The organism is Streptomyces sp. NPDC041135 (assembly GCF_055592085.1).
Genome location: NZ_JBVIYZ010000002.1, coordinates 766,738 through 792,401 on the forward strand (window position 1 = coordinate 766,738; position 25,664 = coordinate 792,401).

Sequence of the window (25,664 nt, forward strand, 5' to 3'; positions counted from 1 at the left end):
GTACGGCCGGACCGAACTGCTTGCTGCTCAGAGGCTGAGGACGTTCAGCCGCCGCTGTTCGCGTCGCCGAGGGATCGGACCAGTGCGGCCAGCAACGCCACCCGTTGGGGCACGCTGTCGATGTCGAGCCACTCCTGGGGGGTGTGATCGGCCCCGCCGACGGGTCCGAGTCCGTCGAGCACGACCACGCCCTGGCCGGCGATGAGGTTGGCGTCGCCCACCCCGCCGGTCGCCGCGGCACCGACCGTGAAGCCGAGAGCCGCTGCCGCGTTCACGGCTCGCTCCAGGACGCGCCGCGAGGCGGCGGTGTCCTCCATCGGCGGGCACAGGTCGATCTGTTCGACGCGGGCGGAGGTCCCGGGCACGGCCGGGTACCGCGCGATGTCCTCGATCGCCTGCCCGGCCCACTGGATACCCGCCTCGGTGTCCGCTCGGACTTCGACGCGCAGTTCCGCCTCGGGGCAGACGATGTTGGAGCGGTCGCCCGCGCGCACCACTCCGACGTTGACCGTGACGTGATCGCGCCGGCCGTTGAGGGCCTGCACCGCCACGACGAGATGGGCCGCGGCCAGTGCCGCATTGGCGCCGCGTTCGGGTTCGATGCCGGCGTGGGCGGCGCGGCCGGTGACGATGACGCGGAAGTCGGCCACGCCCTTGCGGGCGATGACGAGGTCACCGTTCTCCCGGGCGCCCTCGAGCCCCAGGGCGTAGTGCACGCCCCGCGCCGCCTCTTCCGTGACGTGACGGCTGGCCGGTGACCCGATCTCCTCGTCGGGTGTCGCCAGGAACACGATCTCCGCATACCGCTGCGCGCCTTGCTCCTCCAGGATCTCCAGCGCGGTCAGGCCTGCCAGCAGGCCCCCCTTGTCGTCACTCACTCCTGGCCCGTACGCGGTGCGCCCGCGGATGCGAAAGGGCCGCTGGGCGGCGGTTCCGTCCTGGAACACGGTGTCCATGTGCGCGGCGAGCATGATCCGTCTGCCGCCCTCGGACTCGGTGAGGCGCCCTTGTCTGCGGGCGAGGAGGACGTCACCGACGGTCGGACCGGGCTGTGGGTGCTGGATCCGTTCGATGGTGAATCCGAGCCGTTCGAGTCGGGTCTGGATCCAGTCGGCCACCTCGTTGACGCCCTCGGGGCTGTAGGAGCCGGAGTCGATGGCCACGAGGTCGGCGAGGTCGGTCAGATACCGGCTGTGGCGGGTGCGGGCGAGGGCAAGCAGCTCGGCGGTGCCGGACCGGTTCCGCGGTGGGGCGCTCACAGGACCTTGGACAGGAACGTGCGGGTACGCTCCTGCTCCGGTTCGACCAGAACCTGCTTGGGGTCGCCCGCCTCGACGACGACGCCCTCATCCATGAAGACGGCCGTGTCACCGACTTCGCGGGCGAATCCGATCTCGTGGGTGACCACGACCATGGTCATGCCCTGGGCCGCCAGGCGGCGCATGACATCGAGGACGTCACCGACCAGTTCGGGGTCGAGCGCGGAGGTCGGTTCGTCGAACAGCATCAGTTTCGGCTTCATGGCCAGGGCCCGGGCGATGGCCACGCGCTGCTGCTGCCCGCCGGACAGCTGGGCGGGGTAGTGTCCGGCGCGGTCGTCGAGGCCGACCTGCCGCAGCAGGAGCCGGGCCTGTTCCCGGGCGTCGGCCCGTGAGAGACCCCGCACACGGACGGGGGCTTCGGTGACGTTCTCCAGTGCGGTCATGTGCGGGAAGAGGTTGAAGCGCTGGAAGACCATGCCGATGTCCCGGCGGCGTTCGGCGACCTCGGCTTCACGCAGCTCGTGCAGCCTGTTGCCGTGCTGCCGGTATCCGACGAGCTCGCCGTCGACGGTCAGTTTCCCGCCGTCGACCTTCTCCAGGTGGTTGATGCAGCGCAGGAAGGTGGACTTGCCGGAACCTGACGGTCCGAGCAGACAGCAGACCTGGCCGCGTTCGACGAGCAGGTCGATGCCCTTGAGGACCTCGAGCTTGCCGAACTGCTTGCGCACGTCGCGCGCGTGCACCATGGGAGCGTTCACCGGCCGGTCTCCTTGCTCCGCGTACGGCCCAGGCCCGCGGCGTCCCGCAGCAGACGCCGCAGCGGGGAGGTGCGGCCGGAGTGCACGGCTCCGCGGCCGTACCGGCGCTCCAGCCAGGTCTGCGGGACGCTCAGCAGGGTCACGAGGGCGAGGTACCAGACGCTGGCCACCACCAGCATGGGGATGACCTGGTAGTTCTGCGCGTAGACGTCCTGGATGTTGGACATCAGGTCGTGGGCCGAGATGACCGATACCAGGGCGGTCATCTTGAGCATGTTGATGGTCTCGTTGCCCATGGGAGGGATGATCACCCGCATGGCCTGCGGCAGGACGACGCGTCGCATGGTCAGGGCCGGCCCCATGCCCAGGGAGTGGGCGGCCTCGGTCTGGCCGGGGTCGACCGACTGGATGCCGGCGCGCACGATCTCCGAGGCGTAGGCGGCTTCGTTGAGTCCGAGCGCGAGCAGGGCGGCGATCGCGGGGGTGAGCAGGGAGTTGGTCTCGGCCTGGAAGACGGTGATGTGGGTGAAGGGAATGCCGATCAGGACGTTCTTGTAGAGAGCGGCCGCGTATCCCCAGAAGATGATCTGTACCAGCAGCGGAGTGCCCCGGAAGACCCAGACGAAGAGGGTCGCCAGGGCGTGCAGTACGGGATTCGTGGAGAGCCGCATCACGGCGATGACGGTCCCGAGGCCGAGGCCGACCGCCATGGCCGCCGCGGTCAGCCACAGGGTGGTGGTCAGACCGTCGAAGATCAACCCGGTGAACAGGTAGTGCCCTATGACGTCCCAGTGGAGGTTGCGGTTCTTCGCGAGCGAACCGATCAGCCCCGCCAGGGCGGCGATGGACACACCGGCGGCGATCCATCGGCCGTAATGGCGCACGGGGACGATCTGGATCTCGTGGTCACTGCCGCCGAGGGCGCCGAGGGAGCGGGTGGGCGATGTGGTGTCGGTCATCCTCAGTCGACCGCCGCGTTCTTCGTGGCTTCGTCGACGGCGATCGAGGCCACCCCGTACTTGTCGTAGATCTTCGCGACGGTTCCGTCATCGATGAGGGTCTGGAGGGCCTTCTGGATCGCGGTCGTGAGCTCCGGCAACCGCTTGGAGACCGCGATGCCGTTGGGGGAGGCGTGGTAGCCGCCTGGAGCCGTGGGGTCGTCGACGAGGTCGAAGGCCTTTCCGCTGTCCGCGGTCTTGGCCGTCCAGCCGGCCGCGGGCTTGGTCAGGACCTGAGCGACGGTCTTGCCGGAGCGCAGGGCGAGCTGGGCGTCGGAGTCCTTGGGGAAGGTCTGTATGTCGATCTTCCCCTTGCCGGCATCGGTGCAGGCGGCCTGGCGGGACTTGAGCAGCGTGAGCTGATTGGTGGCGGCCTGCACCGCGACCTTTCTGCCGCACAGATCGGACAGCGTGCCGATCTTCTCAGGGTTGCCGTCGGTGACGAGGATGCCGGACCCCGACCGGGAGTAGTCGACGAAGTCGACGACCCGCTGCCGCTCCTTGTTGTCCGTGATGGCGGACATGGCCACGTCGAACTTCCCCGCCTGAAGCGCGGGGACGATGCCGTCGAACTTCTGCGGTGTGAAGACGAACTTCACGCCGAGCTTGGCCCCCAGCGCCTGGCCGAGGTCGTAGTCGAGGCCGGTCAGCCCGCTGCCGCCCTCCCTCACGAACATCTCGAAGGGGGGATACGGCACATCGGTGGCGACGCGGACCGTGTTCGACTTCTTGATCGCGTCAGGCAGCGTGTCGTGCAAGGACTGACTTCTCACCACCGTAGCCCCGGCCACGGACACCTTGTCAGCGGTGGCCGTGCTCTCGTCGTCCGAGCAGGCGGACAGCGAGGCGAGGGCGGTAGTGGCGACGACCGCGACGGCCAGGCGGCGGGGCGGACGAGTTTTCATCACGGTCGTACTCCTCAGGACGTCGATGCCGACGGACCTCGCCGTCAGCCGCACCTGGAAGTTACACGCGACCGCAGGAATTGACCAGATGTATCGCACGTTACGTGCAGGGGAATCCGCTCCGACGACACCTCGTCCTCGCCAACGGTCCTTTTCCAGCTGGACTTTGCGTCTGCAGCTCGTCCAGTTCGAAAGCTGCAACTTCTTACATATTCCCGGCCGCCGGTCCGGCTTGTATGTTTCAGTACCCGCTCAAGCGCACTCGCTCCGGAGGACCGATGACCCTGTACGTCCTGCGCAGACTGGCGACGCCGACCGCGATCACCCTTCTCGCCGTCACCGGCACGATCCATGCGGCAGAGCCCGCCCACGCTGCCGCCGACCGCGTCCGGCTCGGCAGCGCCGCCGACGTCAGCCGAACGGGCTGGGGCGGACCCGCTTTCACCATGAACGGCGACGGAGCGGTCGTACCGGAGACGATGGCACGGGCGGTCGACGCGATCCGCGGGTCCACCGGAAGTCTCGACGTCGTCGTGCTGGCAGGCTCGGCGCCCACCTCCGGCAGCGCCACCCCCGAATGCGACGCGACCATGCGGCTGCCCGGAGTCAACTCGTGCACCACATGGACCCTCACCGCGGCATCCGACGCCGGCAGCACGCAGCTCAACACCGACGTGCGCAACGCCGAGTTCGTGTACTTCGCCGGCGGCGACCAGTGCCGTTACGCCGCCTGGAAGGGCACGCCACTGGAGGCGTCCGTCGAATCCGTGATCGCCAAGGGAGGCGGTTCCGGCGGCGGCAGCGCCGGCACCCACATCAACAGCTCCATCGTCTACGACGCCTGCAAGGGCAGCGTCACCAGCGCGGAAGCCCTGGCCGACCCCTACAGGTCGACCATCAGCTTCACGACCGGCATGTTCACCTGGCCCGACTACGCCGACACCATCAACGACTCCCACTTCGTCACCCGCGACCGGATGGGACGCACCATGGCCTTCGTGGCACGTGCCATCAAGGACGGGCTCACCACGAACGGGGCGGCATGGGGGATCGGAGTCGAACAGGGCGGCGGCTCCCTGTTCATCGACAACCCCGGCACCGCAACCGAGTACGGGCAGAACGCCTACGTCGTCCTCGGCGACCACCAGCCCGAGCAGGCCGCTCCCGGCAAGGCCCTGACCTTCTCCGACTACAAGATCTGGCGGCTCACGCCCGGCTCCACCTTCGACTTCAGGAACCGGCCGGCCTGCGGCTACTACCGTCGCAGTGTCGTCAACGGCGTCCCCGACGCCAACCTGTACGACGGAACCACTCAGGTCTGCGGACCGGCAGGCGGGACGGCTGTCGGCGAGAGCGAGCCCAACGACTCCCGGAGCACCGCCGACGACGCCACAACGGTCGCGCCGCCCCTCACGTTGACCGGCACCATGAAGTCCGCCACCGACCGTGACTACTTCAGGATCAGCCTGAGCTCCGGGCAGCGCGCCTCCGTCCAGTGCTCCGTCCCGTCCACCTACGACGCCGACCTGTACCTCATGGACGCGAACGGCAGTTCCCTGGCCCGCTCCGTCAACAACGGCGCGGGCACGGCGGAATCCCTCACGTTCACCAGGACGGCGTCCGGCACCGGCACGTACTACCTGGATCGCGAGGCGTACAGCGGCTCGGGTGGCGAGACCTACACCTGCACACTCACCAAGAGCTGACTCCCGGCAGTCCCGCCGGGCGCGGTGCCAGGTGAACCGCACAGGGCACGGCATCCGGCTGCGGGGTGGGACGGGCCTGTCGCACACTGACCGCATGCGATCGGAATCTCCTTTCCCCCCTGCCCGGCCCACCACCGCGCAGCCGCCTGACCCGCCTCGGGTGGCCTGGCGCAGACAGATGCGTGCCCGGGTACTGGAGGAGGCCTGGCAACTCGCTTCGGAGGCCGGCTGGGACCGGGTCCGTGTGGCCGATCTCGCCCAGCGTGCGGAGGTGTCCCGTCCCTCCATCTACGCCGAGTTCGGTGATCGCGCCGGCATCGGCACGGCGCTGGTGCACCGTGAGACGGAGCGTTTTCTCACGGAGATCGCCGACGTGCTGGCCGGCCACCACGACGACGTCGCCGCCGCCCTGGAAGCCGGCGTCGGGCACGCCCTGGCCGAAGCGGCGCGCAACCCCTTCATCCGGGCCGTGGTGACCGCCGCCCGAGGGGGCACCGACGCGCTGCTGCCGTTCCTCACCAGCAGGCCCGAGCCGGTCTTCTCCCAGGCGTGGAGCCTGGTGGCGGCCTGGCTCGGCGAGGTCGTACCAGGGGCGTCGGAAGGCCGCCGTGACGAGGCGGCGGACATCGTCGTCCGCCTTGCCGTCAGCCACATGCTGCTGCCGGCGGTGGACCCGGGGGAAGCCTCCGTCCGAGTGGCCCGGGCGGCCTGCGCGGTGCTGGGGACGGTCGTGAAGTCCGCGTGACGTGTCTAGCCTCTGCCTGACCGCCGGGCCCATGAGCACACGGCGATCGAGCGCGTGCCGGGGTCCGCTACCCGGGCAGGAGAGGGAGAGGGGTGCCCGGGTAGCGGGGATCGGGGGTGCGAGCCTGAGGTCAGGCGCGCTTGCGGCGGAGCAGGAAGAAGATCGACGCACCGAGTGCCAGTGCTCCGGCGCCCAGGCCGAGAGGCATGACGAGGGTGGTACCGGTGTGGGCCAGCCGTTGGCTGTCCCCGGCGGGCCGGGCGTCGTTGTGCCGGCCGGTGCCCGGCTCGGCCGAAGCTCCCGCCGCCCGACCGCCCGCACGTCCGGTGGCCTGGGAACCGTGGCTCTGCGACGAGCCACTGTCCTGGGCCGCCGCCGTGGGAGCCGTGCCGGTGCCCGTACCGTCCGCCGTGACGGAGTACGCCCCGCGGTCGGCCGCGCCGGTTCGGCGGTTTCCGGCGATGTCCGTGGTGACCCCGGGCATCGACGTGCCCGAATCGATGGCGGGGGAGCCCTTGCCGGGCCGGAAGTCGGCTCCGGCACCGCTGCCGGGCTTGACGAACCTGGGATCGGCGATGATGTCGTGCGGGCCCTTCACCTCGGGGGCCCGGCCGCCGTAGTAGACGTTGTAGTCGTAGGTGACGTGGACGTTCAGGCCACTGGAGTTCGTCGCCTGGCCGGGACGGCCGTAGGAGACGTTGTCGAGGATCCTGACGTCCTTGCTGTCGTGAGCGAAGATGTTGGCGTAGCTGTTCATGCGGGTGCTGCGGCCATTGCGGTAGGCGGTGTTGTACAGGATGTCCACGTGCTGGCTCTTGTAGGAGTGGATGCCCGATCCGCCGTTGTCGTACGACACGTTGTTGGCGACCAGGACCCGTCCCTGGTAGTCGGGTCCGCTCGCCCCGGACTTCGCCTTGTCCTTGAGGGTGTCGATGATGATCCCGTTACCGTCCGAATAGCACGTGCAGCGCTCCCACTTCACCTTCGTCTCGTTGTCGTGGACGACGTTGCCGGTGACGCGGATCTTGTACGTGCCCGGGTCGCCCCGGTCGATGTCCCGCGCGGCGAGGATCGAGATGCCGCTGTTGGCGAAGACGCTGTACCACGCGTTCGCGTACACGTGGTTGCGGTCGATCGTCACGTAGTCGGCGTCACCCGCGCTGATGCCGCCGCCCGCGCAGTCGTGCACGGTGTCGCCGGAGATCACGATGTGGTGGGACCGTGCGCCCGTCGATCTGTTCGCGTCGACGGATATGCAGTTGGTGTTGTACGTCCCGTCGGTGGTGCTGGCGCCGCGCACGGCGGCCGAGAGGGAGATATCGGCGTTGTTGCCCTTGACCTCCAGCCCGCGGACGGCGATGTGGGAGGCACCGCTGACGCGGATGCCGTTCCATGCCGTGACGGGGTGGATGACGGGATGGTGTCCCGGGTACGCCTGGAAGGTGATGGGTGCTCCGGACCGGCCGGAGCGGGAGATCACCAGAACGTCCGCGCCGCCCGGGCGTTCGGTGTAGGTCCCGTTCATGATGGAGACGGTGTCGCCCGGAGCCGTCGAGTCCGCGGCCTTCTGCAAGGTGCGGAACGGCGAGGCCGGCGACGTACCCGGATTGCCGTCGGAGCCGCTGGGGCTGACGTAGTACGTGCGGGAGGCGGCCTGAGCCGTCTGCGAACCGGCGAGGCCCAGGGGGATCGCCGAACCGGCGAGTAGTACGGACACTGCGAGTACGCCTGTGCGTTCCATTACTGCCTCTTCTTCGAGATGCTCACGCGGACGTCACTTCGCCCCGGCGGGGACCTGTGAACTCTTCGGCAGCGTGAGACCTCACGAGCGGTCGGTGTGAGGGGACACCGCTTGGCGAGCCCGCCTCGCAGACAGAACGTCGCGTCCGGCGCGGACACGGCGATCAATGCCGTGTGCTCCGCGCGGACTCGGTTCACTCGGCGGCGCGCGGCGTCGCGCGATCGTCCGGACCCGGCCGGTACCGGCTCGCGGACGTGGCACGTCGGCAGCCTCTGCCGTGATGCCGCCTACTCGCGGTGTCTTCCCCAAGTGGGCTTGTTGAGGAGCGAGTTGCGTGAGTGACGTTGACAGAAAGCCGATTCGCACGCAAGGGAGGACGTATTGTCAACCTTCTGACGGAGTATCAGCTGGCGAGCGACATGCGGTGGAGTCGGCGTAGCAGCAGACCTGGTGGGTACCTGCGTCTCGGTACGACGCACGCGATATTCGTGGGAGGTACGCATGGGCAAGCTGGGAGACATGGCGGACAAGGCCAAGGAGTTGGCCAAGGGTCACCCCGATCAGGCCGACAAGGGTGTCGCGGGCGCTGAGCGGCTGGTCGACGAGCGTACGGGTGACACGTACGACGCCCAGACCGACAAGGCCGCCGACGCGGTCCGCCGCTCCTACGGCAGCAGCGGTACGCCGGAGCGCTGACCCTCATTCCGGACACGGCCCGGCCCCGGCGCGCACAGCGCCGGGGCCGGGCCGTGTCCGGACGGTGCGTGACGGTGGCCGCCGCGAGGGGCGGACACCGCCCGCCGTCACCGGATGCCGTCGAGTCGGGTGATCTGCTCCGCCGAACTCCTCTCGATCTCAGCGGCGAGGTCCTTCGCCTCCTCGGCGCTCCCCGACGTGCGTTCGCCCGCACCCAGCAGGCGCACCTGGACGAGATGGGCCCGCAGGCTCCGGGTGACGAGGCGGTCGAAGTCCGCCCCGGTCATGGTCTTCGCCCGCTGCACGGTGTCCAGGGGCACCATGCCCGGCATGGTGTGACCCTCGTGGGGACGCGTGTCGGGAACGCCCGATCGCTCCAGCAGCCGGCGAAGGCGGACGAGTTCGTCCTCCAGGCTCCTTCCCGCCTCCGCCGACCACCCGGCCAGGGCGGGGCGACCGGCGCGTGTGGGCGCCAGGTTCGTGAGCAGCTCGGCTCGTTCGTCCATGGGAATCATCAGCTGGATCCACGCGGTGTCGGTGGCGTTGAAGGCGGCCGGCGTGCTCCGGTCGGCCGCCGGCTGCGTGGTGCAGCCGGCGACCGCCAGTCCCAGGAACAGGGCGGCCGCCGTCCGCCGGGTCAGAACGTCCCGGCCGAGTTGCACTTGGCGCTCTGCACGATGCAGTCCTTCACGCGCTGCCCGAGGGCCGCGGTGTCCCAGGCGTTGAAGAAGTCACCGTGGATGGACGACGCCATGCCCGACGCCAGGGTGAACCCGTCGGCGCTCCCGCTGGTCGGGTAGCTGATGACGAACGAGACCGAGGGGATGGCGACCGGGTAGGCGCCGCTGCACTTGCCGTCGTAGGTGTAGGCGACGTGCGACTTGTGGTCCGGGCTGTCGAGGTGCTTACCGTCCCAGCAGTCCGGGAAGACCAGCTGGTACACCAGCTTGGCGGTGGGGGCGCACAGCGGCCAGTTGCCGTCGGCGCTGCGGCCGGTCTCACCGCCCGGCCCGGCGCAGAAGAACTGGTTGGGCGAGCCGGCCGGCGTGGCCACCTGCGACTTGGCGTTGCCCGCGATCATCCGGAAACCCTGCGGGAAGGGCACGGTCGCCGTGGGGTCGGGCAGCCGTGACCCGTAGTAGACGATCATTCCGTCGGGTTCGACGGCCTTGCTCCGCTCGTAGAGCGTGGGGATCCAGTAGGCGGACAGGTCCTTGGCGGGCGTGCAGCTCGTCGCCGCGTTGCCCAGCAGGCTCTGGGCCGTGGTGAAGGCGTCGGTGCTCTTGTTGCCGAAGAAGCTGTGCATGTGGGACGCACCGGGCAGGCCCGGGGCGACGATCGGGTCGTCCGGCCGGGAGTGGCTGTAGGTGCAGGTGGCGTTGAACTCCGGGACGCGCACGGCGTTGGCGGGCACCGGCGCCGGGGTCATCGCCCGGAACTGGGTCAGCTGGGCCTGCCACTTCGCCTGGTCGATGTCGACCCAGCCCGGTGCGGGGTCGTCGCCGCCGTTGACGAACGAGAACCAGTTGACGTTGACGAAGTCACCGGGCGTGCTGCTGCGCAGCACGGCGAACACGGTCTGGGGACCGGTCGGGTGGGTGGTGACGTCGGCGCTGCGGGTCGCCCAGGTCTGCCAGCCCCCGGTGGGGCTGGTCTGGATCACGGCGAGGAGGGGGCCGGTCAGGGAACCGGTGCGCAGTTCGACGGAACCGCTCCCCGTGGCGGAGGCGACGCGCGCCGACACCGTCAGGCGGCCGGCGGCCCCGAGGTCGACCTGGTCGAAACGCATCCAGTCGCCGTCGGCGAGGTAGGCGGCGTTCTGCCCGCCGCCCGTGTCCCCGGTCGCCTCGAGGCCGACGCCGGACTGGGCCGCGTAGGACTCGGCCTGCACGGTGACCGTGGCGGCCCGCGCGGAAGGGGCGCCGAGGGTGATGCCGAGGGCGGCGGCCAGAGCGAGCGCCAGTGCCCCGACTAACACGGGATGGAGATGAAAGGAGAGTCTGCGCATGTCACGTCCTCGGGGGAGTGGGTCGAGCACGGGTGGGGATGCGGTCCGGTCCGCGCTGCTCCTGTCACGGACCGGACCTGACGGAGGATCAGCAACGGCGTCGCTGAAGCAGGCCCCCTTCATGTCCTTGCCGAGGTCTCGGCGGGGTGGGGCGGCGCGTGGGCAGGGAGAGGAACGCGAGCGGGAGGGCCGCGACCCCGGCTGATGAGCCGACGCGGCGGAGCAGGGGATGCACGGGCGACTCCTCCGTGGGGGAAGGGTGAGGGAGCGCTCCCTGAGTGGTGAGGATGAGCTGGTCCGAGAGGGCTGTCAAGGCTTTGGGACACGGTCCCGTAACACCGTCGACGCACAGCTCCGCTGAGGGAACGGTTTCTGAGATCCACCGCGGTGGCGTGCACGCCGCCCGCCGACGGGCGACGGGGAGCGACCCGTCGCCGGCGGACTCCCCCAACGGGGCTGCTCCGGAGCAGCGTTGACAGGCGGATCCGGCCGAGGTCATGCTGAGGGAGAACGCTCCCTGGACCGCAGGACCGGGCACCGGTGATCGGAAGGCGATGAAACGACCCACGCTCGCGGTGGTCGCCGCCCGGGCAGGCGTGTCCAAGTCGAGCGTCTCCCGCGTCGTCAACGGGGAGACCACCGTCGCACCGGAGATCCGGGACGTCGTCATGCAGGCGGTGCGCGAACTCGGTTACGTGCCGAACGCCGCCGCCCGCAACCTGGTCACCCGCCGCACGGACACCGTGGCCGTGGTCGTCTCCGACCCGCCCAAGGGCGTGGTGTCCGACGACCCGCTGTTCTCCACGGTGGTGCGCACCGTCAGCAGGGAGCTGGAGGCTGTCGGCAGACGCGTGGTGCTGATCCTCGCCGAGTCCGACGAGAGCCGGGCCCGGGTGGAGCGCTACGTGGCGGGGGGTCACGTGGACGGCGTCATGCTGGTGGCGCTGCACGGTGCGGATCCCCTGCCGGCCGCGCTCGCCCGCATGGGCCTGCCCGTCGCGTCCTTCAACCGCACGGCCGCGACGGACGTCCCGTACGTGGCCCTGGACAACGCGGGTGGTGCGGAGCGGGCCGTGCGGCACCTGCTCGACCGGGGCAGACGCCGGATCGCCACCATCACGGGCCCCCTGGACCTGTACGAGTCCCGCGAACGGCTCGAGGGCTACCGCGCGACGCTGCGCGACACCGGCCGCCGTTCGATCGTCGCGCTGGGGGATTTCACCCGGGTCTCGGGCGCGGAGGCCATGCGGCAGCTCCTGGAGGACGACCCGGCCCTCGACGCGGTGTTCGCGGCCAACGACCTCATGGCCATCGGAGCCCTGCGCACCCTGCACCAGACGGGCCGCCGGGTGCCCGACGACGTGGCCGTCGTCGGGTTCGACGACATCGAGGCCGCCGCCTACACCACTCCCGCGCTCACCTCCGTGCGCAGTTCCATGGCCGACCAGGCGACCGCCACGGTGCGTCTGCTGCTGGCGCTCATCGAGGGCGGCCCCAGGAAGCCGGTGATCATGCAGAACGAACTGGTGATCCGCGAGTCGACCTGAACCGGGTGCCGAACCGGGAGGCCGAACCGGCCCGGGGCCCCCGGAGTCACCGACGCGAGCGTGGGTGATCGCCGTGGTCGTTCCCTCACTGTGCGAGGTGCCGCAGTTCGTCCTCGTACAGCTCGGCCGGGTCGAACTCCATGCCGGCGAAGTGGCCTGCCAGCTCCAGCGAGAGGACGCCGTGCAGGCGGGCCCAGAAGCGGAGGGCGAGGCGCAGGGCCGTGGGGGAAGCGGGGTGGTCACCTGCCCACTGCCGGTGTTCGGCGAGGTGGGATTCGAGCGGAGTGTCCTGCACCGCGGCCGTGGCCGGGCCGGCGGTCGGGTGGGCGGCGTCCAGAATGGCGTCCATGATCTCCGAGGCGATGACGGTGATGTCGTCGGGGGCGTGGTAGCCGGGGACCGGTGTGCCGTAGAGGAGGAAGTAGCGCTGGGGGTCGTCGAGTGCCCAGGTGCGCAGCGCGTGCCCGAGTCCGGCGAGATCGGCACCTGATGCGGCGGCGGTGCGGATGGTGTCCGCGAGGCTGCGGTAGGCATCGCGGATCAGCGCGGTGATCAGCTCGTCGCGGCCGGCGAAGTACCGGTAGAGCGCGGGGCCGCTCATGCCCATCTGTTTGGCGATGGCGTTCAGGGAGAGCCCCGGTGCCCCGGCGGCGGCGATCTGCTCCCAGGCGCGCTCCTTGATCTCTGTCCGCAGTTGGGTGCGGTAGCGCTCGCGTGGGGTCTCTTTCCCTGCGACGGCCATGGGCTGGTCCCTTCCCTGTCGTGTCCGCCGGTTTGCGTGAGCCGGCGGAGCGGCTGGTCGGCCGCCTGAGTTAGACCCTATTACGAACGTACTTGACCGTCACTCCTCAGTGGAGTTATAACATCTAACGAAAGCGCCAGCCACTAACGGATCTGGTGCGGGTCGAGGGAGGAACGCCATGAACGCCGCAGAGATGGTCGAGGTCGTGCTGCCGGGCAAGGTCGAGCCGGAGGAGCTTCAGGTGCGGCGGGGCGCCGTCCCGAGCGCCGGGCCGGGGCAGGTGGTCGTCCGCATGGAAGCCACCGGCGTCTCCTTCGCCGAGCAGCAGATGCGCCGGGGCCGCTACTACGACCAGCCGCCCTTCCCCTTCGTCCCCGGCTACGACGTGGTCGGTACCGTCTCGGCGGCGGGCGAGGGCGTCGACGCGGGTCTGGTCGGCACCCGGGCGGCAGCGCTGCTGAAGGTCGGCGGCTGGGCCAGCCATGTGGTCGTCGACGCCGCCGACCTGGTGCCGGTCCCCGACGGGATCGGCGCGGCGGAGGCGGAGACCGTGGTGATCAACGGCATCACGGCCTGGCAGATGCTGCACCGCAAGGCCCGCGTCCGCGCCGGGCAGACCGTCCTGGTGCACGGCGCCAACGGGGGAGTGGGCTCGGTCCTGGTCCAGCTCGCCCTGGCCGCCGGGGCGCATGTGATCGGCACCGCGTCCGCACGCCACCACACCGCACTGCGCGCCCAGGGAGTCACGCCGATCGACTACCGCACCGAGGACATCCCCGCCCGCGTCCGCGCACTCGCCCCGGGCGGCGTGGACGCCGTCTTCGACCACGTCGGCGGCCGCGGCATCGTCGACTCCTGGCGCCTCCTCGCCCCCGGCGGCACGCTCGTCTCGTACGGCAGCGCCTCCACCCGCGACGACGAGGGCTCCAAGCAGTGGCCCGTCCTCAAGCTCGTGGGCCGGGTATGGCTGTGGAACGCGCTGCCCAACCGCCGCCGCGCCCACTTCTTCAACGTGTGGGCCGGCCGCGCCCTCAGCCGCGGCCGCTTCCAGGACCGGCTGCGCGCCGACCTCACCGAGGTGTTCGAAGCTCTGCGCCGCGGTGAGATCACCGCCCGGATCGCCGCCGAACTGCCCCTCACCGAGGCCGCCGAGGCGATGCGGCTGGCCGAGTCCGGCACCGTCGCCGGAAAGGTCGTCCTGCACGCCTGACGCGCGGCAGTGCGTGCATTCGGCTTCGCCGGGTCCTCGGCCCGGGGCGGGCCGTGCAGGTCCTCACACGGTTCCGCCGTGGCCGGCCCGCTGACATCTCGTTGCGGCCGTCGGCCATGGCGCTGACGGGAGCGGAGCGTGGGGGCTCGAACCGGGGGTCGTGCACCGGCTGTTAACCTGCGGCGACACACGTCCTTACCGGTTTCTTACCGGTTACTCGATCAGCAAGAGGTTGTGCATGCGCGCAGGCAGATCCGGCTCCGCGGTCGCGCTCGCGGGAGCGCTCGCCCTGGGAGCGTACGCCGCGCCGTCAGCGGCGGCGGCGGACACCGGCATCACGGTGTCGAACCTGGTGGTCAACCACGGCACGTCCATCGTCGTGGGCACCACCGCCGAGGTGCGGCCCGGCTTCACCTTCCACATGTCCCTGCCGTCCGGCGTCAGCGTCGACGACGTCACCCCCTTCCCGTACCTGTACCACGACACCACGGCCGCCAAGGGCGCCGAGTCCGGCGGCATCTACACGGGCCTGTCCGCCTGCAACGCGGCCGGCCCGCGTGCCGCGGACTGCGAGGGCGAGCTGTACATCGATCCGCGCTCACGGCTCGACTCCAACAGCGACGCGACGACCTGGAAGACAGCTGTCTGGGTGCGCGTCTGGGACTCGAACGAGAAGCTGAAGGGCGAGGAGTACCTGACCGGCTTCAGCTCGGTGCAGGTCAAGCGCCAGGGGAAGGCCACCGTCAACGCCTCGCCCGAGCCCGTCACCAAGGGGAAGGCGATCACCGTGACCGGCAGGCTCACCCGCGCGGACTGGGTGAGGCACACCTACACCGGTTTCGGCGGCAAGGCGGCCAGGCTGCAGTTCCGCAAGGCGGGCACCAGCACCTACTCCACGGTGAAAACCGTGCAGGCCGACTCCGCGGGCTACCTGAAGACCACGGTCACCGCGGCCGCGGACGGCTACTGGCGCTGGACCTACAGTGAGACGTCCACGACCGGCGGCGCCACGGCCGCCGGCGACTACGTCGACGTCACGTGACCCGGCGCGCTCCCGGCGCGCACTGAGCCGGTAGCGCCCGGGCGGCCCGCCCACCACCCTCTTGCGGTACCGGGTGAGGTGGGCGTGGTCGCAGAACCCGGCCGCCACCGCCACCTCGCCCGGCGGCAGCTCCTCCAGCAGCAGCCGTCGGGCGTGACCGTCCCCGCGGGACTCAGGTACTGATGAGGCGGGATGCCGTACGCACCGCCGGCCATGACCAGTGGCCGCACGGCTGTGACCAGTCAGCCGCTCGTGCTCGGCCAGGTCGTCGGCGCAGGCCTCGCGGCGTGCGGTGCTCCAGGGGCAGAGGGTGTCAGCCACGGCCGAGATGCCCCGTGCCAGTTCGACGTCCTGCCTGGTCAGCCCGAAGAACGCGTCGGTGAGCGTGATGACCCGGACGAAGACGCCCTCGCCCCGCAGGTCGACGTCCGGACGGCCCGGGCCGATACCGGGCAACTCGCCGATGGCCTGCGCCAGCGGGACGCCTGCCGAGAACGACCCCGTACGGAATGCACGGCACCTCACCGCTTTGCGCGTCACCCGAGTACATCCAGTACGCGGGTGACGCTTCGCCTTGCGATGCTCCCCACTGCCTGAACGGCGTGGGAGGTGCCCCCACCACCAGACGCCGCGAGCTTTCCGGCGCACCTTTCCGGTCACGGCACTAGCCGTCCACCAGCGCGGCCACCAGGCGCGTCATGGCCGACCGTGGGTCAGGTGTGCCCGGCCAGCTGGTCATCAGGAGGTGGTGGGCGGTGCCGACGATGGCGAGGGCCACCGTGCACGGATCGACGGTCTCCGCCACCCGGCCGCGATCGCGCTCGGCGTCCAGATAGCCGGTGATGGCCTCTTGAATGGCCGTGAAGCCGGGCGCCCCGCCTTCCAGGGCCTCGCGGATGCGCAGCGTGGCGGCGGGGCGTGTCATGGCCAGGCCCGAGATGGCGGGACCACCGGATTCGAACAGCGCCAGGGCGACGGCCTGCAGGTTGTGTGCCACGGTTCCCTGCCCGGCGAGCCCCGACAGCTCCCGCGCCCTCGCTGCCGTACGCGCGAACCGGTCGAGGCAGAGCTCGGCCACGAACTCGTCGAGCCCCGCGAAGTGCGTGTGCAGCAGTCCTTTGGCACACCCGGCCTCGGTGGTGACGGACCGGCTGGTGAGCGCGCCCGGTCCGTCCCTTTCCACCACGCGCTCGGCGGCCGCGAACAACTTCTCGCGTACGTCCGGCGTCGCTACTCCGCGCGGTGACATGGGCCTCTCTTCCGTACGCCTTCGTCCGCCCACCGAGGGGACACAACCTCCCGCAGCGTAGCGGGGATTGCCAGTTCGGGCCTACGCCCATACTGTTTGGGCGAGTGCCCATTCCTGGTCTTCCGCCGCAGGAGGCATCCGTGCCGGACATCGTCAACACCGAACAGGCGCAGGCGTGGAACGGTCCCGAGGGCGCCCACTGGGCCCGCAACCAGGACCGCTGGAACGCCGTGAACGAGGGCTTCAACGAGCCGCTCCTCGACGCGGCCGAGATCACCGGCGGGCACCGGACTCTCGACCTCGGCTGCGGGACCGGCCAGACCACGCGCCTCGCCGCTCTGCGGGCACCACACGGATGCGCGATGGGCCTCGACCTCTCCGGCCCGATGCTGGCCGGGGCCCGGGCCCGGGCCGAGCGGGAGGGCATCGCCAACGTCTCCTTCACCCAGGGCGACACCCAGGCCCACCCCTTCCGAGCCGGTGCCTTCGACGCGGCGATCAGCCGCTACGGGGTGATGTTCTTCGCCGACCCCGTAGCCGCCTTCGGCAACGTGGGCCGGGCGCTGCGGCCCGGCGGGCGCCTGGCGTTCGTCTGCCCGGCCGACGCGTCGCTCAACGACTGGGTGGCAGCCATGCGATCGCTGCGCGACGTCCTGCCGCTCGGCGACTTCGGGCAGCCGGGACTGCCCGGCATGTTCTCCCTGGCCGCCCCGGACCGCATCCGCGACGTCCTCACGGCAGCAGGCTTCACCGGCATCACCATCACCCGGGTAGAGGCGTACGGGGCATGGGGGCACGGAGCCGAGGACGCGGCGGACTTCTTGCTGGGATCGGGACCCGGTCGCCACCTGATGCAGCAGACCGACGCGGTCGCGCAAGCCGGCGCGCGCCGGATCCTGACGGACCATCTGCGCAACCACGAGGCGGTGGACGGCACGGTCCGGCTCCGCAGCACGTCGTGGCTGGTCAGCACGGACCGGTGCGGGTAGTTCACACGACCCTGAGCAGGAGCGGGTTGCGCGGGCCGGTCCGCCCCAGTCCCGCGGACGCCACGCCACCACAGGCGAAGCGGTGCATCGCCATCGGCCGCCACAGGCCCAGCCCCGGCCGTCAGCCCTGGTCCGCCTCCCGGGTACGTCACCGCGAACGGTGTCTTCGCATGGCTCGGCGGTCCGTACTGTGGACCGCCGTTGACACGTGTGACCCGGCTTCGGCAGGCTACGCGATCATGCAGCTCGCCAGTGGCCCCGGTACCACGCTCGTGCGGCGCCGCCACGTCGACCTCGGCCGTGTGGCGAGCGCCATCTGTTGCCGCGCTTTCTAGGCCCTCGTCCGTCCGGACCTGTCGCCGCCCGTCCAACGGGCCGCCGTTTCCCGGCGCCCGCCGGGGCTGCTTCCTGACATCGGCGGCGCTTGCTTCCCCGCGTTCGCCGGGCCCGCTTCCGGACGCTCGTCCGCGTCGCACCTCGACGTCCGCCGCGTGCCGGTTCCTCGCACCGGCTCGTCGCCGCGTCCTGCTGTCCGTCCCGTTCTCTCCGTTCCCGCCGATCCCGCGCGGGCCGGCCGCCGTCGCGCCGTGCGTGACGGCCGACGCCGCCCGCGCTGAGGAGTTGCCGTCATGTCTCCCTCTTCGAACGACCGATCCGCCCTGTCACGGCGGGCCTTCGGCGGCGCACTGGGCGCCGGAGCCGCCACCGCCGCGGTGGGGCTGCCGGCCGCCCCGGCGCACGCGCAGTCCGCCCGCCCGTACCAGGAGCAGCCGTTCCGGGCCACGACGGGCCGGCACACGCGACGGCCCAACATCCTGTTCATCCTGGGCGACGACCTGGGATGGGCTGATCTGTCCTGCTACGGCGCGCCCCACATCGAGACCCCGAACCTGGACCGGCTGGCCCGGCAGGGCGTGCGTTTCACGGACGCCTACTCCGGCTCCGCGACATGCTCCCCGACGCGCTTCAGCCTGTACACGGGACGCTATCCGGGGCGTACGAAGGGCGGCCTGGCCGAGCCCATAGCCGACAGGTCCGACGGACTGGAGCCGACCCACCCGACCCTGGCCTCGCTGCTCAAGGGCGCCGGATACGCGACTGCGCTGATCGGCAAGTGGCACTGCGGCTACCTGCCCGACTACTCGCCCACCAAGTCGGGCTGGGACGAGTTCTTCGGCAACTTCGGCGGCGCGCTGGAGTACTACTCCAAGCTCGGACTCGGCGGCGAGTACGACCTGTACGAGGGGGACGCCGAGTACAAGGACCTGCGCTACTACACGCGGATCCTCACCGAGCGGGCGAGCGAGTACGTGCGGCGGGACCACGGTCGGCCGTGGCTGCTCAACCTCAACTTCACGACCCCGCACTGGCCGTGGATCGCCGACGGCGACACGGCGGAGAGCGCCGAGATCGTACGCCGCATCAAGGCCGGGAAGGGCATGCAGGCGCTGCTGCACACCGACGGCGGTTCCGTCGAGAAGTACACGGAGATGGTCCAGGACCTCGACCGCTCGGTCGGGCAGGTCCTCAAGGCGCTGAAGGAGTCGGGACAGGAGGAGGACACCCTGGTGTTCTTCGGCTCGGACAACGGCGGCGAGCGATTCTCCTACCAGTGGCCCCTGTCCGGAGCGAAGTCCTCCCTCCAGGAGGGCGGCATCCGGGTGCCGTCCGTCGTGCGCTGGCCCGCACGGCTGAAGGGCGGGCAGGTCAGTCACGTGCCGGTCTTCTCGCCCGACTGGACCGCGACCCTGCTGGAGCTGGCCGGTGCCCGGCCCGACGCCGGCCACCCGCTGGACGGGGTGAGTCTGGCCGGCTACCTGCTGCGCGGTGAGGCCGTGCCGGAGCGGGAACTGTTCTGGCGGGTGCGGGGTGAGCGGGCGGTGCGCCGCGGCACGTGGAAGTACTACCGCGGCAAGGGCGGCACCGACCAGCTCTTCGACCTGTCCCGCGACCTGCGGGAGCAGGCCGACCGGGCGGCCGAAGAGCCCACGGTGCTGGCCGAGTTGAAGGCCGCGTGGGAGAGGGTGAACGCGGAGCTGCTCCCGTATCCCGCCACCTGACGCGCTCCAAAGCCCGGCCGGCCCGGCCCGACGGGGAGTCGTCGGGCGGGGCTTGCCGGGGTGGAGGCACGGTCCGCCGCCGCCTGGACGGTGGGGATCAGGTCCGCGATTCGTTCGAGCTGGTCGCGCTGGGAGCGCAGGTCCGGGGCACCGAACCGGACGACGATGTGCCGGGCGCCGGCGGCGACGTACCGTCCCAGGTGCTCAAAACGGTGGCCGCACATCGACTGCCGGCCGCCGTGGCCCTGCTCGGCGGCATCTCCAAGACGTTCATCCCCAAGGAGAAGCTGGCCGCGCAGCACGGCGGCGAGTGGACGAAGAGGCCGGCGCCGGCTTGGTGAAGGCTCTCGGAATCCTCGAACTGCTGGCCGCGGTCGGCCTGATCCTGCCCGCCGCGCTGGACATCGCACCGGTCATGGTGCCGGTGACCGCCCTGTGCCGGATCCTTCTGATGGTCGGCGCGATGATCACCCATGGCCGCCCCGGCCAGTTCAAGCTCGTGATGGTGAACTCGGTCCACCTCCTGCTGGCGGCCTTCATCGCCGTGGGCCACTTCGCCGCCTGAGCGACCACGCGGCGGCGTTCCTGCGCGACTTCGACGAGCTTGAGTACAGCCGGGCTGGGGTCAGGCGGGCGGCGAGGTGTCGGGGCGGGCGTCGTACTCGGCGCGGGCGGCGTCGATGTGCGTCAGGTGCGTGATGCTCCACTCCAACAGGGGTGCGGCGGCTTCGCGGAGGGTCCTGCCCATCGGAGTGAGTTCGTAACTGACGTGCGGCGGCATGACATTGCGGACGGTCCGTGTGAGGATGCCGTCGCGTTCCAGGCCGCGCAGGGTGACGGTGAGCATACGCTGGCTGATCCCGTCGACGGCCCGCTTGAGTTCGGTGAAGCGGCGCGGCCCCTGGCTGAGGTGACGCACGACCAGCAGCGACCACTTGTCGCCGACGATGCCGAGCACTTCACGGGCCTTGCACGGGTCCCCCGGCCCTGCCGGCCGCGACTCGCCGCCCACGGTGCCGCTCATGGTTACCTCCAGAGAACCGGGGCACCGAAATGTGCCTTATTGATCGCGGTGCGGCAGGTGCAGCACGATGATCTCGGTTCCCGAAGAGTACCGAGGCACAGACAGGAACCATAAGGCCCGCGCGCCTCCACACCTCGAGAAGGACAAACCTCATGTCGACTTTTCTGCTGGTGCACGGCGCCTGGCACGACGGCCGGTGCTGGGAGCGGGTGGTCCCGCTGCTGGAGTCGGCCGGACACCGCGTGTACACGCCCTCACTGACCGGCTACGGCGACAAGGCACACCTGCTCGGTCCCGAGGTGGGGCTGGACACGCACGTCGTGGACGTCGTCGAGCTGATCCACGAGGAGGACCTGGCCGAGGTGGTGCTCGTGGGTCACAGCTATGCGGGGCTGGTCATCTCCTCCGTGGCCAACGAGGTAGCGGAACGCATCGCGCACCTGGTGTACCTCGACGCGATGGTCCCGGAGCACGGCGAGACCGCCGTCGACGTGCAGCCCATGACCCAGAACCTGATCGACCTCGCCGCCAAGTCCGGCAGCGGCTGGCGCATCCCGCCGCTGCCCGAGATGCCTCCGCCCCTCGGCCTGTTCGGAGTCACCGACCCGGCGGACGTCGCATGGCTGCGTGCGACGCTCTCCGACCATCCGGTGCGCTGCCTGCGGCAACCGGTCCGGCTGGACAACCCTGCCGTGGGCTCCGTTCCGCGCACGCACATCCACTGCGTCGGCGCGGGGCCGGAAGGCATCGTGCGGCGGCCCGTCCCCGCTACCCAGCCCAACGGCTCCCCAGCACGGATACGGGAACTGCCGACCGGACACGACTGCATGATCACCATGCCGGCGGATTTGAGCGAACTGCTGCTCGAATGCACCCTTCGGTAGCATCCGGATCAATGATCACCGTGCCGGGGCAGCCCCGGCCGTGAGCAGGGCTACTCGTCCGTGGTGGGGGACTTGGGACCCTTGCCCTGCCCCTTCGCGCAATTCGCCCGTGTGCCGTCTTTGCTCGGCCGGCCGTTAGTACCGTGTTGACGGCTTCAGCGACAGCCGCGGTCCGACGACCGCCGAAGGGACGACGGATGAACGACTACGTGGCTGAACTGCGCGCCCTGGTGGGTCACCGGCCCGTCATCTTCCCGGGTTCGTCGGTGGTCGTGACGGACGACCTGGGCAGGGTGTTGCTGCTGGCCCGTGCAGACACGGGCGGGTGGGGGCTGCCTGGTGGGCTGATGGACCCCGGCGAGTCCTTCGAGGACACCGCCCGCAGAGAGGTGCTGGAGGAGACGGGACTCGTCGTCGGCGAACTCGTGCTGCTCGGCCTGTTCTCCGGCGGGCCGCAGTACTTCTACCGCTACCCGAACGGCGACGAGGTCCACAACGTCACCGCGGCCTACGTCACCTCCTTGCCGGCCGGCGCCACCGTGGTCCTCGACCGGGTCGAGAACACCGAAGCCGCGTTCTTCGACATCGACGACCTGCCCGCCGACGTCATCGCGCCGGAACGCCCGATCCTCGACACGTACCGGGACACGTGCCGGGACGCGCGCCCGGACCGGTCGGCCGCGCTCACGGCGAAGGCGGCGGGGGAGAGGTGACCGACTACCGCCCTGGCTCGACACGATCCCGGACCGGGCGGACGAACTGGCCAGACCTGGTCCACGAGGTCGTCCTCGCCGCCGACGGCGCACACGAACTGCTCGCGGCGCCGGCCGGGCGGACGGACCCGGCCGGCTGAGCAGCGGCCGTGCACCCGGGCACCGGAGGTTCCCGGACAGCGCGGACACGAGGGTGGTGGCGCAGCAGACGGCCACGGCGACGACGAGTGCGCCGCACCGGCCCGCCGAGTGGGCCAGCCACCCGGCCAGGCCAGTAACGTTCCGGCCATCAGGCCCACGACGGGGGACTTGCCTTCTGCCAGCGGCAGAACACCGGCCCGACCCGGCTTGACGATCACTACAGTCCAGGCTCATGACGGCGATCACGACGCGTACGGTCGAGTACCAGGCGGACGGTTTGACGATGATCGGGCACCTCGCGCTCCCGGCCGGTGTCGACCGCCGGCCGGCGGTGCTGCTCGGACCGGAGGGCATGGGGCTCAGCGACGTCGAGCGCCGCCGGGCCGATGCGCTCGCCGAGCTTGGGTACGTGGCGCTGGCCTTCGACCTCCACGGCGGGCGCTATCTGGGCGACCCTGAGGAGATGCTGGCCCGCTGCATGCCGCTGCTCGCTGACCCCGACCGGATGCGAGGCATCGGCCACGCGGCGCTCGACGTGCTCCGCGCCGAGCCGCGGACCGATCCGGACCGGATCGCCGCCGTCGGCTACGGCACCGGAGGCGCCATCGCGCTGGAACTCGGGCGCGACGGCGTCGACCTTCGCGCGATCGCGACGGTCAACGGACTGATCACGGGCCGACCGGGCGAGACGGCGCGCATTCGCTGCCCGGTGTGGGCCGCGGTCGGGTCGGAGGACCCGATCATGCCGCCCGCGCAACGGGACGCCTTCGCCGCCGAGATGCAGGCCGCGGGCGTCGACTGGCGCCTCGTGGTCTACGGCGGCGCCTTGCACGCCTTCCATCACCCGCCGGTCGACCACATCGTCCTTCCAGGGGTCGGATTTCACCCTCAGCACGCGCGGCGAGCCTGGCGGGACGTCGTCGACCTGCTCGCCGAGTGCCTGCCCATCACGGAGTGATCTGGTCGGCAACCACGATCCCGGACCGCGAATCAACCGGTCGCCCGGGACTTGGTTCGCCGTCGTACACGTTGATCAGCCGTCCGCGGAAGTCGGGACCGGTCTTGGAAGAGGGCGCCGGCATCGCCGTGCCCGGAGTGCAGGTCGGGCCGCCTGCCGCGCCGGTGCGCCTCCGTAGGGCTCTCGGTCCCATCGACGGCACGTGAACCGCGCTCGCGACGCCCGGTGCGGCTTCCGTGGGGTGCCGCGATGCTCCGACGAGACGTTCTGCCACCATGGTCGGCCGCCTGCTCACGCCGTGCAACTCCGCCTGGGCGTCCCGCGCCCGGCGATGACGGCGGAATGACGCAGCGCTGACACCGCTTCCGTACTTTTGAACCAGGCGAAGGACCGGCCGATCCGCGCAGCCCGGAAACGGCCCGGGTCATCACAGTGGGGAGAACCGCCATGGTCGCCCTGGCCAACGTGCAGTTGGGGAAGCGGAACGAGGACGTACGCACCGTCCAGAAGGCCCTGATCAAGCGGGGTCGCAAGATCCCCGACGGAGCCACCGGCCTCTTCGGGGAGCAGACCCGGGCCGCCTACCGTGCCGAACAACTCGCGCAGGGCTTCAAGGGATCCGACGCCGACGGCGTCCCGGGCCCTGCTTCGCTGACCACCCTCGGCCGCCTCACCGGCTTCACGGTGGACTGCAAGGGTGTCGGGGCGCACACCCCTGCGCGACGCGGCGAGGGACGTGTGCCGTCACCCGTGCCCGGCCACAAGGTCACGTTCGGGTTCTTCCAGCGCGGCAACTACGCGTGGAAGCCCGACGGTGTCGGCCGGCACACCGGTCAGGACTTCGCCGCCGGGTCCGGTGCCCCCGTGGTCGCCGTGCGCGGCGGAAAGATCGCCTGGTCGAACGGCAGTGGCGGCGCGTACGGCCAGTGGATCGGGCTGGCCGCGGACAACGGTCACGTCTACACGTACTGTCACCTCTCGGAACGCCAGGTGAGGGCGGGCCAGCGGGTCGCTGCCGGGCAGCAGCTCGGCAAGGTCGGCACCACGGGCAACTCCACCGGCCCGCATCTGCACTTCGAGATGTCGAAGGGCTCCAGCTGGGCGTACGGCGACGTGGCGAAGCCGAGTTGGTGAGGGAGTGCTACTGGACCAGCCCTCTGAGCGGGACGCGGACCAGGATCTCCTTGACGCCGGTTCCGACTCCCGACACGAGCGCGCCGCCCACCCACGCGGCTGTGGGAGCGAGCAGGACGGCGCCGATCGCCAGGACGGCCACGGCGGCCGCCACACTCGCGGTCTCGTCCTCCTGGCCGGTCCTGATCCGCAATTGCACCTGGAGGTCGCCGGACACCTGCGCCTCGCCGGCCGTCACGGGCTGGGATCTGAAGACGGGCACGCTCCCGGTGTAGATCACCGTACGTTCCACCGGCTCGAACTCGACGCGCAGGAAGGCGGTCTCGTCGCCGAGGGTGCCGCCGATCCGGGGTGTGCCGTCCAGGCCCGTGCTGACACTGACGGCCGCGAACAGGGAACCGATCGCGTCCCTGGACTCCGTGCGCAACCGGGAGCAGAGCTGATCCAGCGCGACTCCGCCGATGGCCCGGGCGCTGCCGGAGGCCACGGCCTCGTCCAGGGCCTTGAAGTCGGGGGACACCTCGCAGCCCAGGTTGTAGGCCTCGCGGCTCCAGGTGACCTTCAGGGGCCCGTTCACCCAGAGTTCCATGTGGATGCCGGGGCCGTCCCACTCCGCGACCTGCCCGCGAAGGGTGTAGGTCAGGGAGGGGAAGGGCGCGGCGCTCTCCGGCAGCTCGAAGACCTCGAAGTCCGAAACGGCGAGCAGCAGCGGGACGGCCGCTCCGGCGGGGGCACCGGCCGGATGGACCAGCTCCATCAGGCGGTTCCAGGTACCCGCGCCCACATCCACCCGGGCGTCCGCGACGAGGCCGTCCTGGACCGTCTGGAAGTTCCGGATGGCCTCACACAGCTCGTTCGAGGCGTTCCCGTCCCCGATGGGTGGGAGGGTGTCCAGCGAAGTGCCGCCGGCCGGCAGTCCGACCGCGTCGAGGAGTTCGGCGACCTGTTGCTGATCGGTGGCATGGTTGGGGCACTGGGTGCCCTCGTTCGTCAAGCCGACCGGTTCCCGCAGTCCCCAGGGCATGGCATGTCCTTCGTGTCAGGCAGTGAGCGGCAGTGTGGGGGAGGCGTCGCACGACAGGCCCTGGCCGCCGGGTGGCGTCGCCGGCGGTGCACGGCACCTTCCTGCGGCCCCGGGCGACCGGCATCGGC

At 70.6% G+C, this 25,664-nt stretch carries 27 protein-coding genes; 16 read left to right on the forward strand and 11 right to left on the reverse strand.

The annotated features are described in order from the left end of the window. Window positions 1-44: 44 nt before the first annotated feature. The 4 genes from ACZ6CZ_RS07650 to ACZ6CZ_RS07665 are packed head-to-tail and all read right to left on the reverse strand — an operon-like array spanning window position 45 to window position 3,923. Window positions 45-1,259, reverse strand: a complete 1,215-nt coding sequence (locus ACZ6CZ_RS07650; RefSeq protein ID WP_469016180.1) for a M20 family metallopeptidase — start codon at window positions 1,257-1,259, stop codon at window positions 45-47. After that, window positions 1,256-2,008 carry an amino acid ABC transporter ATP-binding protein gene (locus tag ACZ6CZ_RS07655; protein ID WP_469016598.1) on the reverse strand — a complete coding sequence of 251 codons (753 nt, stop codon included), beginning with the start codon at window positions 2,006-2,008 and terminating at the stop codon, window positions 1,256-1,258. Before ACZ6CZ_RS07655 ends, ACZ6CZ_RS07650 begins: the two co-directional genes overlap by 4 nt. An 8-nt stretch (window positions 2,009-2,016) precedes the next feature. Continuing rightward, entirely contained in the window at window positions 2,017-2,979 is a 963-nt protein-coding gene (locus ACZ6CZ_RS07660) for an amino acid ABC transporter permease (protein ID WP_469016182.1), read from the reverse strand. 2 nt (window positions 2,980-2,981) lie between these two features. After that, on the reverse strand, window positions 2,982-3,923 hold the full coding sequence (locus ACZ6CZ_RS07665; RefSeq protein WP_469016185.1) for an ABC transporter substrate-binding protein: 942 nt from the start codon (window positions 3,921-3,923) through the stop codon (window positions 2,982-2,984). A 278-nt stretch (window positions 3,924-4,201) separates the two neighbouring features. Between ACZ6CZ_RS07665 and ACZ6CZ_RS07670 the strand changes: the two genes are divergently transcribed. Together ACZ6CZ_RS07670 and ACZ6CZ_RS07675 are read left to right on the forward strand one after the other, a co-directional pair. Further along, window positions 4,202-5,629 (forward strand): pre-peptidase C-terminal domain-containing protein, encoded by a 1,428-nt coding sequence (locus tag ACZ6CZ_RS07670; RefSeq protein WP_469016188.1) that lies wholly within the window; start codon window positions 4,202-4,204, stop codon window positions 5,627-5,629. Window positions 5,630-5,789: 160 nt separating this feature from the next. Next, entirely contained in the window at window positions 5,790-6,374 is a 585-nt protein-coding gene (locus ACZ6CZ_RS07675; RefSeq protein WP_469016190.1) for a TetR/AcrR family transcriptional regulator, read from the forward strand. Between the two features lie 130 nt (window positions 6,375-6,504). Here ACZ6CZ_RS07675 and ACZ6CZ_RS07680 read toward each other — a convergent pair whose 3' ends face one another. Then, window positions 6,505-8,115: a right-handed parallel beta-helix repeat-containing protein gene (locus tag ACZ6CZ_RS07680; RefSeq protein WP_469016193.1), complete on the reverse strand. Its 1,611-nt coding sequence runs from the start codon at window positions 8,113-8,115 to the stop codon at window positions 6,505-6,507. 501 nt (window positions 8,116-8,616) lie between these two features. Here ACZ6CZ_RS07680 and ACZ6CZ_RS07685 point away from each other — a divergent pair. Beyond that, the gene (locus tag ACZ6CZ_RS07685) at window positions 8,617-8,811 is read left to right on the forward strand and encodes an antitoxin (protein WP_469016195.1); all 195 of its coding nucleotides are present in this window, start codon (window positions 8,617-8,619) and stop codon (window positions 8,809-8,811) included. Between the two features lie 107 nt (window positions 8,812-8,918). Here ACZ6CZ_RS07685 and ACZ6CZ_RS07690 read toward each other — a convergent pair whose 3' ends face one another. Together ACZ6CZ_RS07690 and ACZ6CZ_RS07695 are read right to left on the reverse strand one after the other, a co-directional pair. Beyond that, window positions 8,919-9,473 (reverse strand): DUF305 domain-containing protein, encoded by a 555-nt coding sequence (locus tag ACZ6CZ_RS07690; protein WP_469016197.1) that lies wholly within the window; start codon window positions 9,471-9,473, stop codon window positions 8,919-8,921. Next, window positions 9,449-10,789 carry a DUF1996 domain-containing protein gene (locus ACZ6CZ_RS07695; protein ID WP_469016200.1) on the reverse strand — a complete coding sequence of 447 codons (1,341 nt, stop codon included), beginning with the start codon at window positions 10,787-10,789 and terminating at the stop codon, window positions 9,449-9,451. Before ACZ6CZ_RS07695 ends, ACZ6CZ_RS07690 begins: the two co-directional genes overlap by 25 nt. 584 nt (window positions 10,790-11,373) lie before the next feature. On the opposite strand from ACZ6CZ_RS07695, the gene ACZ6CZ_RS07700 reads away from it, so the two are divergent. Next, window positions 11,374-12,366 (forward strand): LacI family DNA-binding transcriptional regulator, encoded by a 993-nt coding sequence (locus ACZ6CZ_RS07700; RefSeq protein ID WP_469016203.1) that lies wholly within the window; start codon window positions 11,374-11,376, stop codon window positions 12,364-12,366. An 85-nt stretch (window positions 12,367-12,451) separates the two neighbouring features. Here ACZ6CZ_RS07700 and ACZ6CZ_RS07705 read toward each other — a convergent pair whose 3' ends face one another. Next, a complete protein-coding gene (locus tag ACZ6CZ_RS07705) occupies window positions 12,452-13,108 on the reverse strand; it encodes a TetR/AcrR family transcriptional regulator (protein WP_469016206.1) in 657 nt (218 codons plus the stop codon). 178 nt (window positions 13,109-13,286) lie between these two features. Here ACZ6CZ_RS07705 and ACZ6CZ_RS07710 point away from each other — a divergent pair, with 178 nt between their 5' ends. Both ACZ6CZ_RS07710 and ACZ6CZ_RS07715 read left to right on the forward strand, forming a co-directional pair. Further along, on the forward strand, window positions 13,287-14,318 hold the full coding sequence (locus tag ACZ6CZ_RS07710) for a medium chain dehydrogenase/reductase family protein (RefSeq protein ID WP_469016209.1): 1,032 nt from the start codon (window positions 13,287-13,289) through the stop codon (window positions 14,316-14,318). Window positions 14,319-14,556: 238 nt separating this feature from the next. Continuing rightward, entirely contained in the window at window positions 14,557-15,360 is an 804-nt protein-coding gene (locus ACZ6CZ_RS07715; RefSeq protein ID WP_469016212.1) for a hypothetical protein, read from the forward strand. 664 nt (window positions 15,361-16,024) lie between these two features. Here the strand turns inward: ACZ6CZ_RS07715 and ACZ6CZ_RS07720 are convergent. Next, a complete protein-coding gene (locus ACZ6CZ_RS07720; protein WP_469016215.1) occupies window positions 16,025-16,609 on the reverse strand; it encodes a TetR/AcrR family transcriptional regulator in 585 nt (194 codons plus the stop codon). Window positions 16,610-16,749: 140 nt separating this feature from the next. On the opposite strand from ACZ6CZ_RS07720, the gene ACZ6CZ_RS07725 reads away from it, so the two are divergent. The 5 genes from ACZ6CZ_RS07725 (at window position 16,750) to ACZ6CZ_RS07745 (ending at window position 20,223) form a co-directional block, all read left to right on the forward strand. Next, the gene (locus ACZ6CZ_RS07725; protein WP_469016217.1) at window positions 16,750-17,598 is read left to right on the forward strand and encodes a class I SAM-dependent methyltransferase; all 849 of its coding nucleotides are present in this window, start codon (window positions 16,750-16,752) and stop codon (window positions 17,596-17,598) included. A 239-nt stretch (window positions 17,599-17,837) separates the two neighbouring features. Next, on the forward strand, window positions 17,838-17,933 hold the full coding sequence (locus tag ACZ6CZ_RS07730; protein ID WP_469016220.1) for a putative leader peptide: 96 nt from the start codon (window positions 17,838-17,840) through the stop codon (window positions 17,931-17,933). 294 nt (window positions 17,934-18,227) lie between these two features. After that, complete coding sequence (locus ACZ6CZ_RS07735; RefSeq protein WP_469016223.1) at window positions 18,228-19,658, forward strand: sulfatase family protein; 1,431 nt, start codon at window positions 18,228-18,230, stop codon at window positions 19,656-19,658. Window positions 19,659-19,870: 212 nt separating this feature from the next. Continuing rightward, window positions 19,871-19,999 carry a hypothetical protein gene (locus ACZ6CZ_RS07740; protein ID WP_469016225.1) on the forward strand — a complete coding sequence of 43 codons (129 nt, stop codon included), beginning with the start codon at window positions 19,871-19,873 and terminating at the stop codon, window positions 19,997-19,999. Then, window positions 19,969-20,223: a DoxX family protein gene (locus ACZ6CZ_RS07745; RefSeq protein WP_469016228.1), complete on the forward strand. Its 255-nt coding sequence runs from the start codon at window positions 19,969-19,971 to the stop codon at window positions 20,221-20,223. Before ACZ6CZ_RS07740 ends, ACZ6CZ_RS07745 begins: the two co-directional genes overlap by 31 nt. 60 nt (window positions 20,224-20,283) lie before the next feature. On the opposite strand, the gene ACZ6CZ_RS07750 is transcribed toward ACZ6CZ_RS07745, so the two are convergent. Next, the gene (locus tag ACZ6CZ_RS07750; RefSeq protein ID WP_469016230.1) at window positions 20,284-20,682 is read right to left on the reverse strand and encodes a winged helix-turn-helix transcriptional regulator; all 399 of its coding nucleotides are present in this window, start codon (window positions 20,680-20,682) and stop codon (window positions 20,284-20,286) included. A gap of 152 nt (window positions 20,683-20,834) precedes the next feature. Between ACZ6CZ_RS07750 and ACZ6CZ_RS07755 the strand changes: the two genes are divergently transcribed. The 5 genes from ACZ6CZ_RS07755 to ACZ6CZ_RS07775 all read left to right on the forward strand — a co-directional run bounded on the left by ACZ6CZ_RS07755 (window position 20,835) and on the right by ACZ6CZ_RS07775 (window position 24,512). Beyond that, entirely contained in the window at window positions 20,835-21,566 is a 732-nt protein-coding gene (locus ACZ6CZ_RS07755) for an alpha/beta hydrolase (protein ID WP_469016233.1), read from the forward strand. 197 nt (window positions 21,567-21,763) lie between these two features. Continuing rightward, window positions 21,764-22,279, forward strand: a complete 516-nt coding sequence (locus ACZ6CZ_RS07760; protein WP_469016235.1) for an NUDIX hydrolase — start codon at window positions 21,764-21,766, stop codon at window positions 22,277-22,279. Then, complete coding sequence (locus ACZ6CZ_RS07765; protein ID WP_469016238.1) at window positions 22,276-22,419, forward strand: hypothetical protein; 144 nt, start codon at window positions 22,276-22,278, stop codon at window positions 22,417-22,419. The genes ACZ6CZ_RS07760 and ACZ6CZ_RS07765 overlap by 4 nt, the downstream gene beginning before the upstream one ends. A 233-nt stretch (window positions 22,420-22,652) precedes the next feature. Then, window positions 22,653-23,378 (forward strand): dienelactone hydrolase family protein, encoded by a 726-nt coding sequence (locus tag ACZ6CZ_RS07770; protein WP_469016241.1) that lies wholly within the window; start codon window positions 22,653-22,655, stop codon window positions 23,376-23,378. Window positions 23,379-23,825: 447 nt separating this feature from the next. Further along, entirely contained in the window at window positions 23,826-24,512 is a 687-nt protein-coding gene (locus tag ACZ6CZ_RS07775) for a peptidoglycan DD-metalloendopeptidase family protein (RefSeq protein WP_469016243.1), read from the forward strand. 7 nt (window positions 24,513-24,519) lie between these two features. On the opposite strand, the gene ACZ6CZ_RS07780 is transcribed toward ACZ6CZ_RS07775, so the two are convergent. Continuing rightward, the gene (locus ACZ6CZ_RS07780) at window positions 24,520-25,536 is read right to left on the reverse strand and encodes a hypothetical protein (RefSeq protein ID WP_469016246.1); all 1,017 of its coding nucleotides are present in this window, start codon (window positions 25,534-25,536) and stop codon (window positions 24,520-24,522) included. Between the last annotated feature and the right edge of the window lie 128 nt (window positions 25,537-25,664).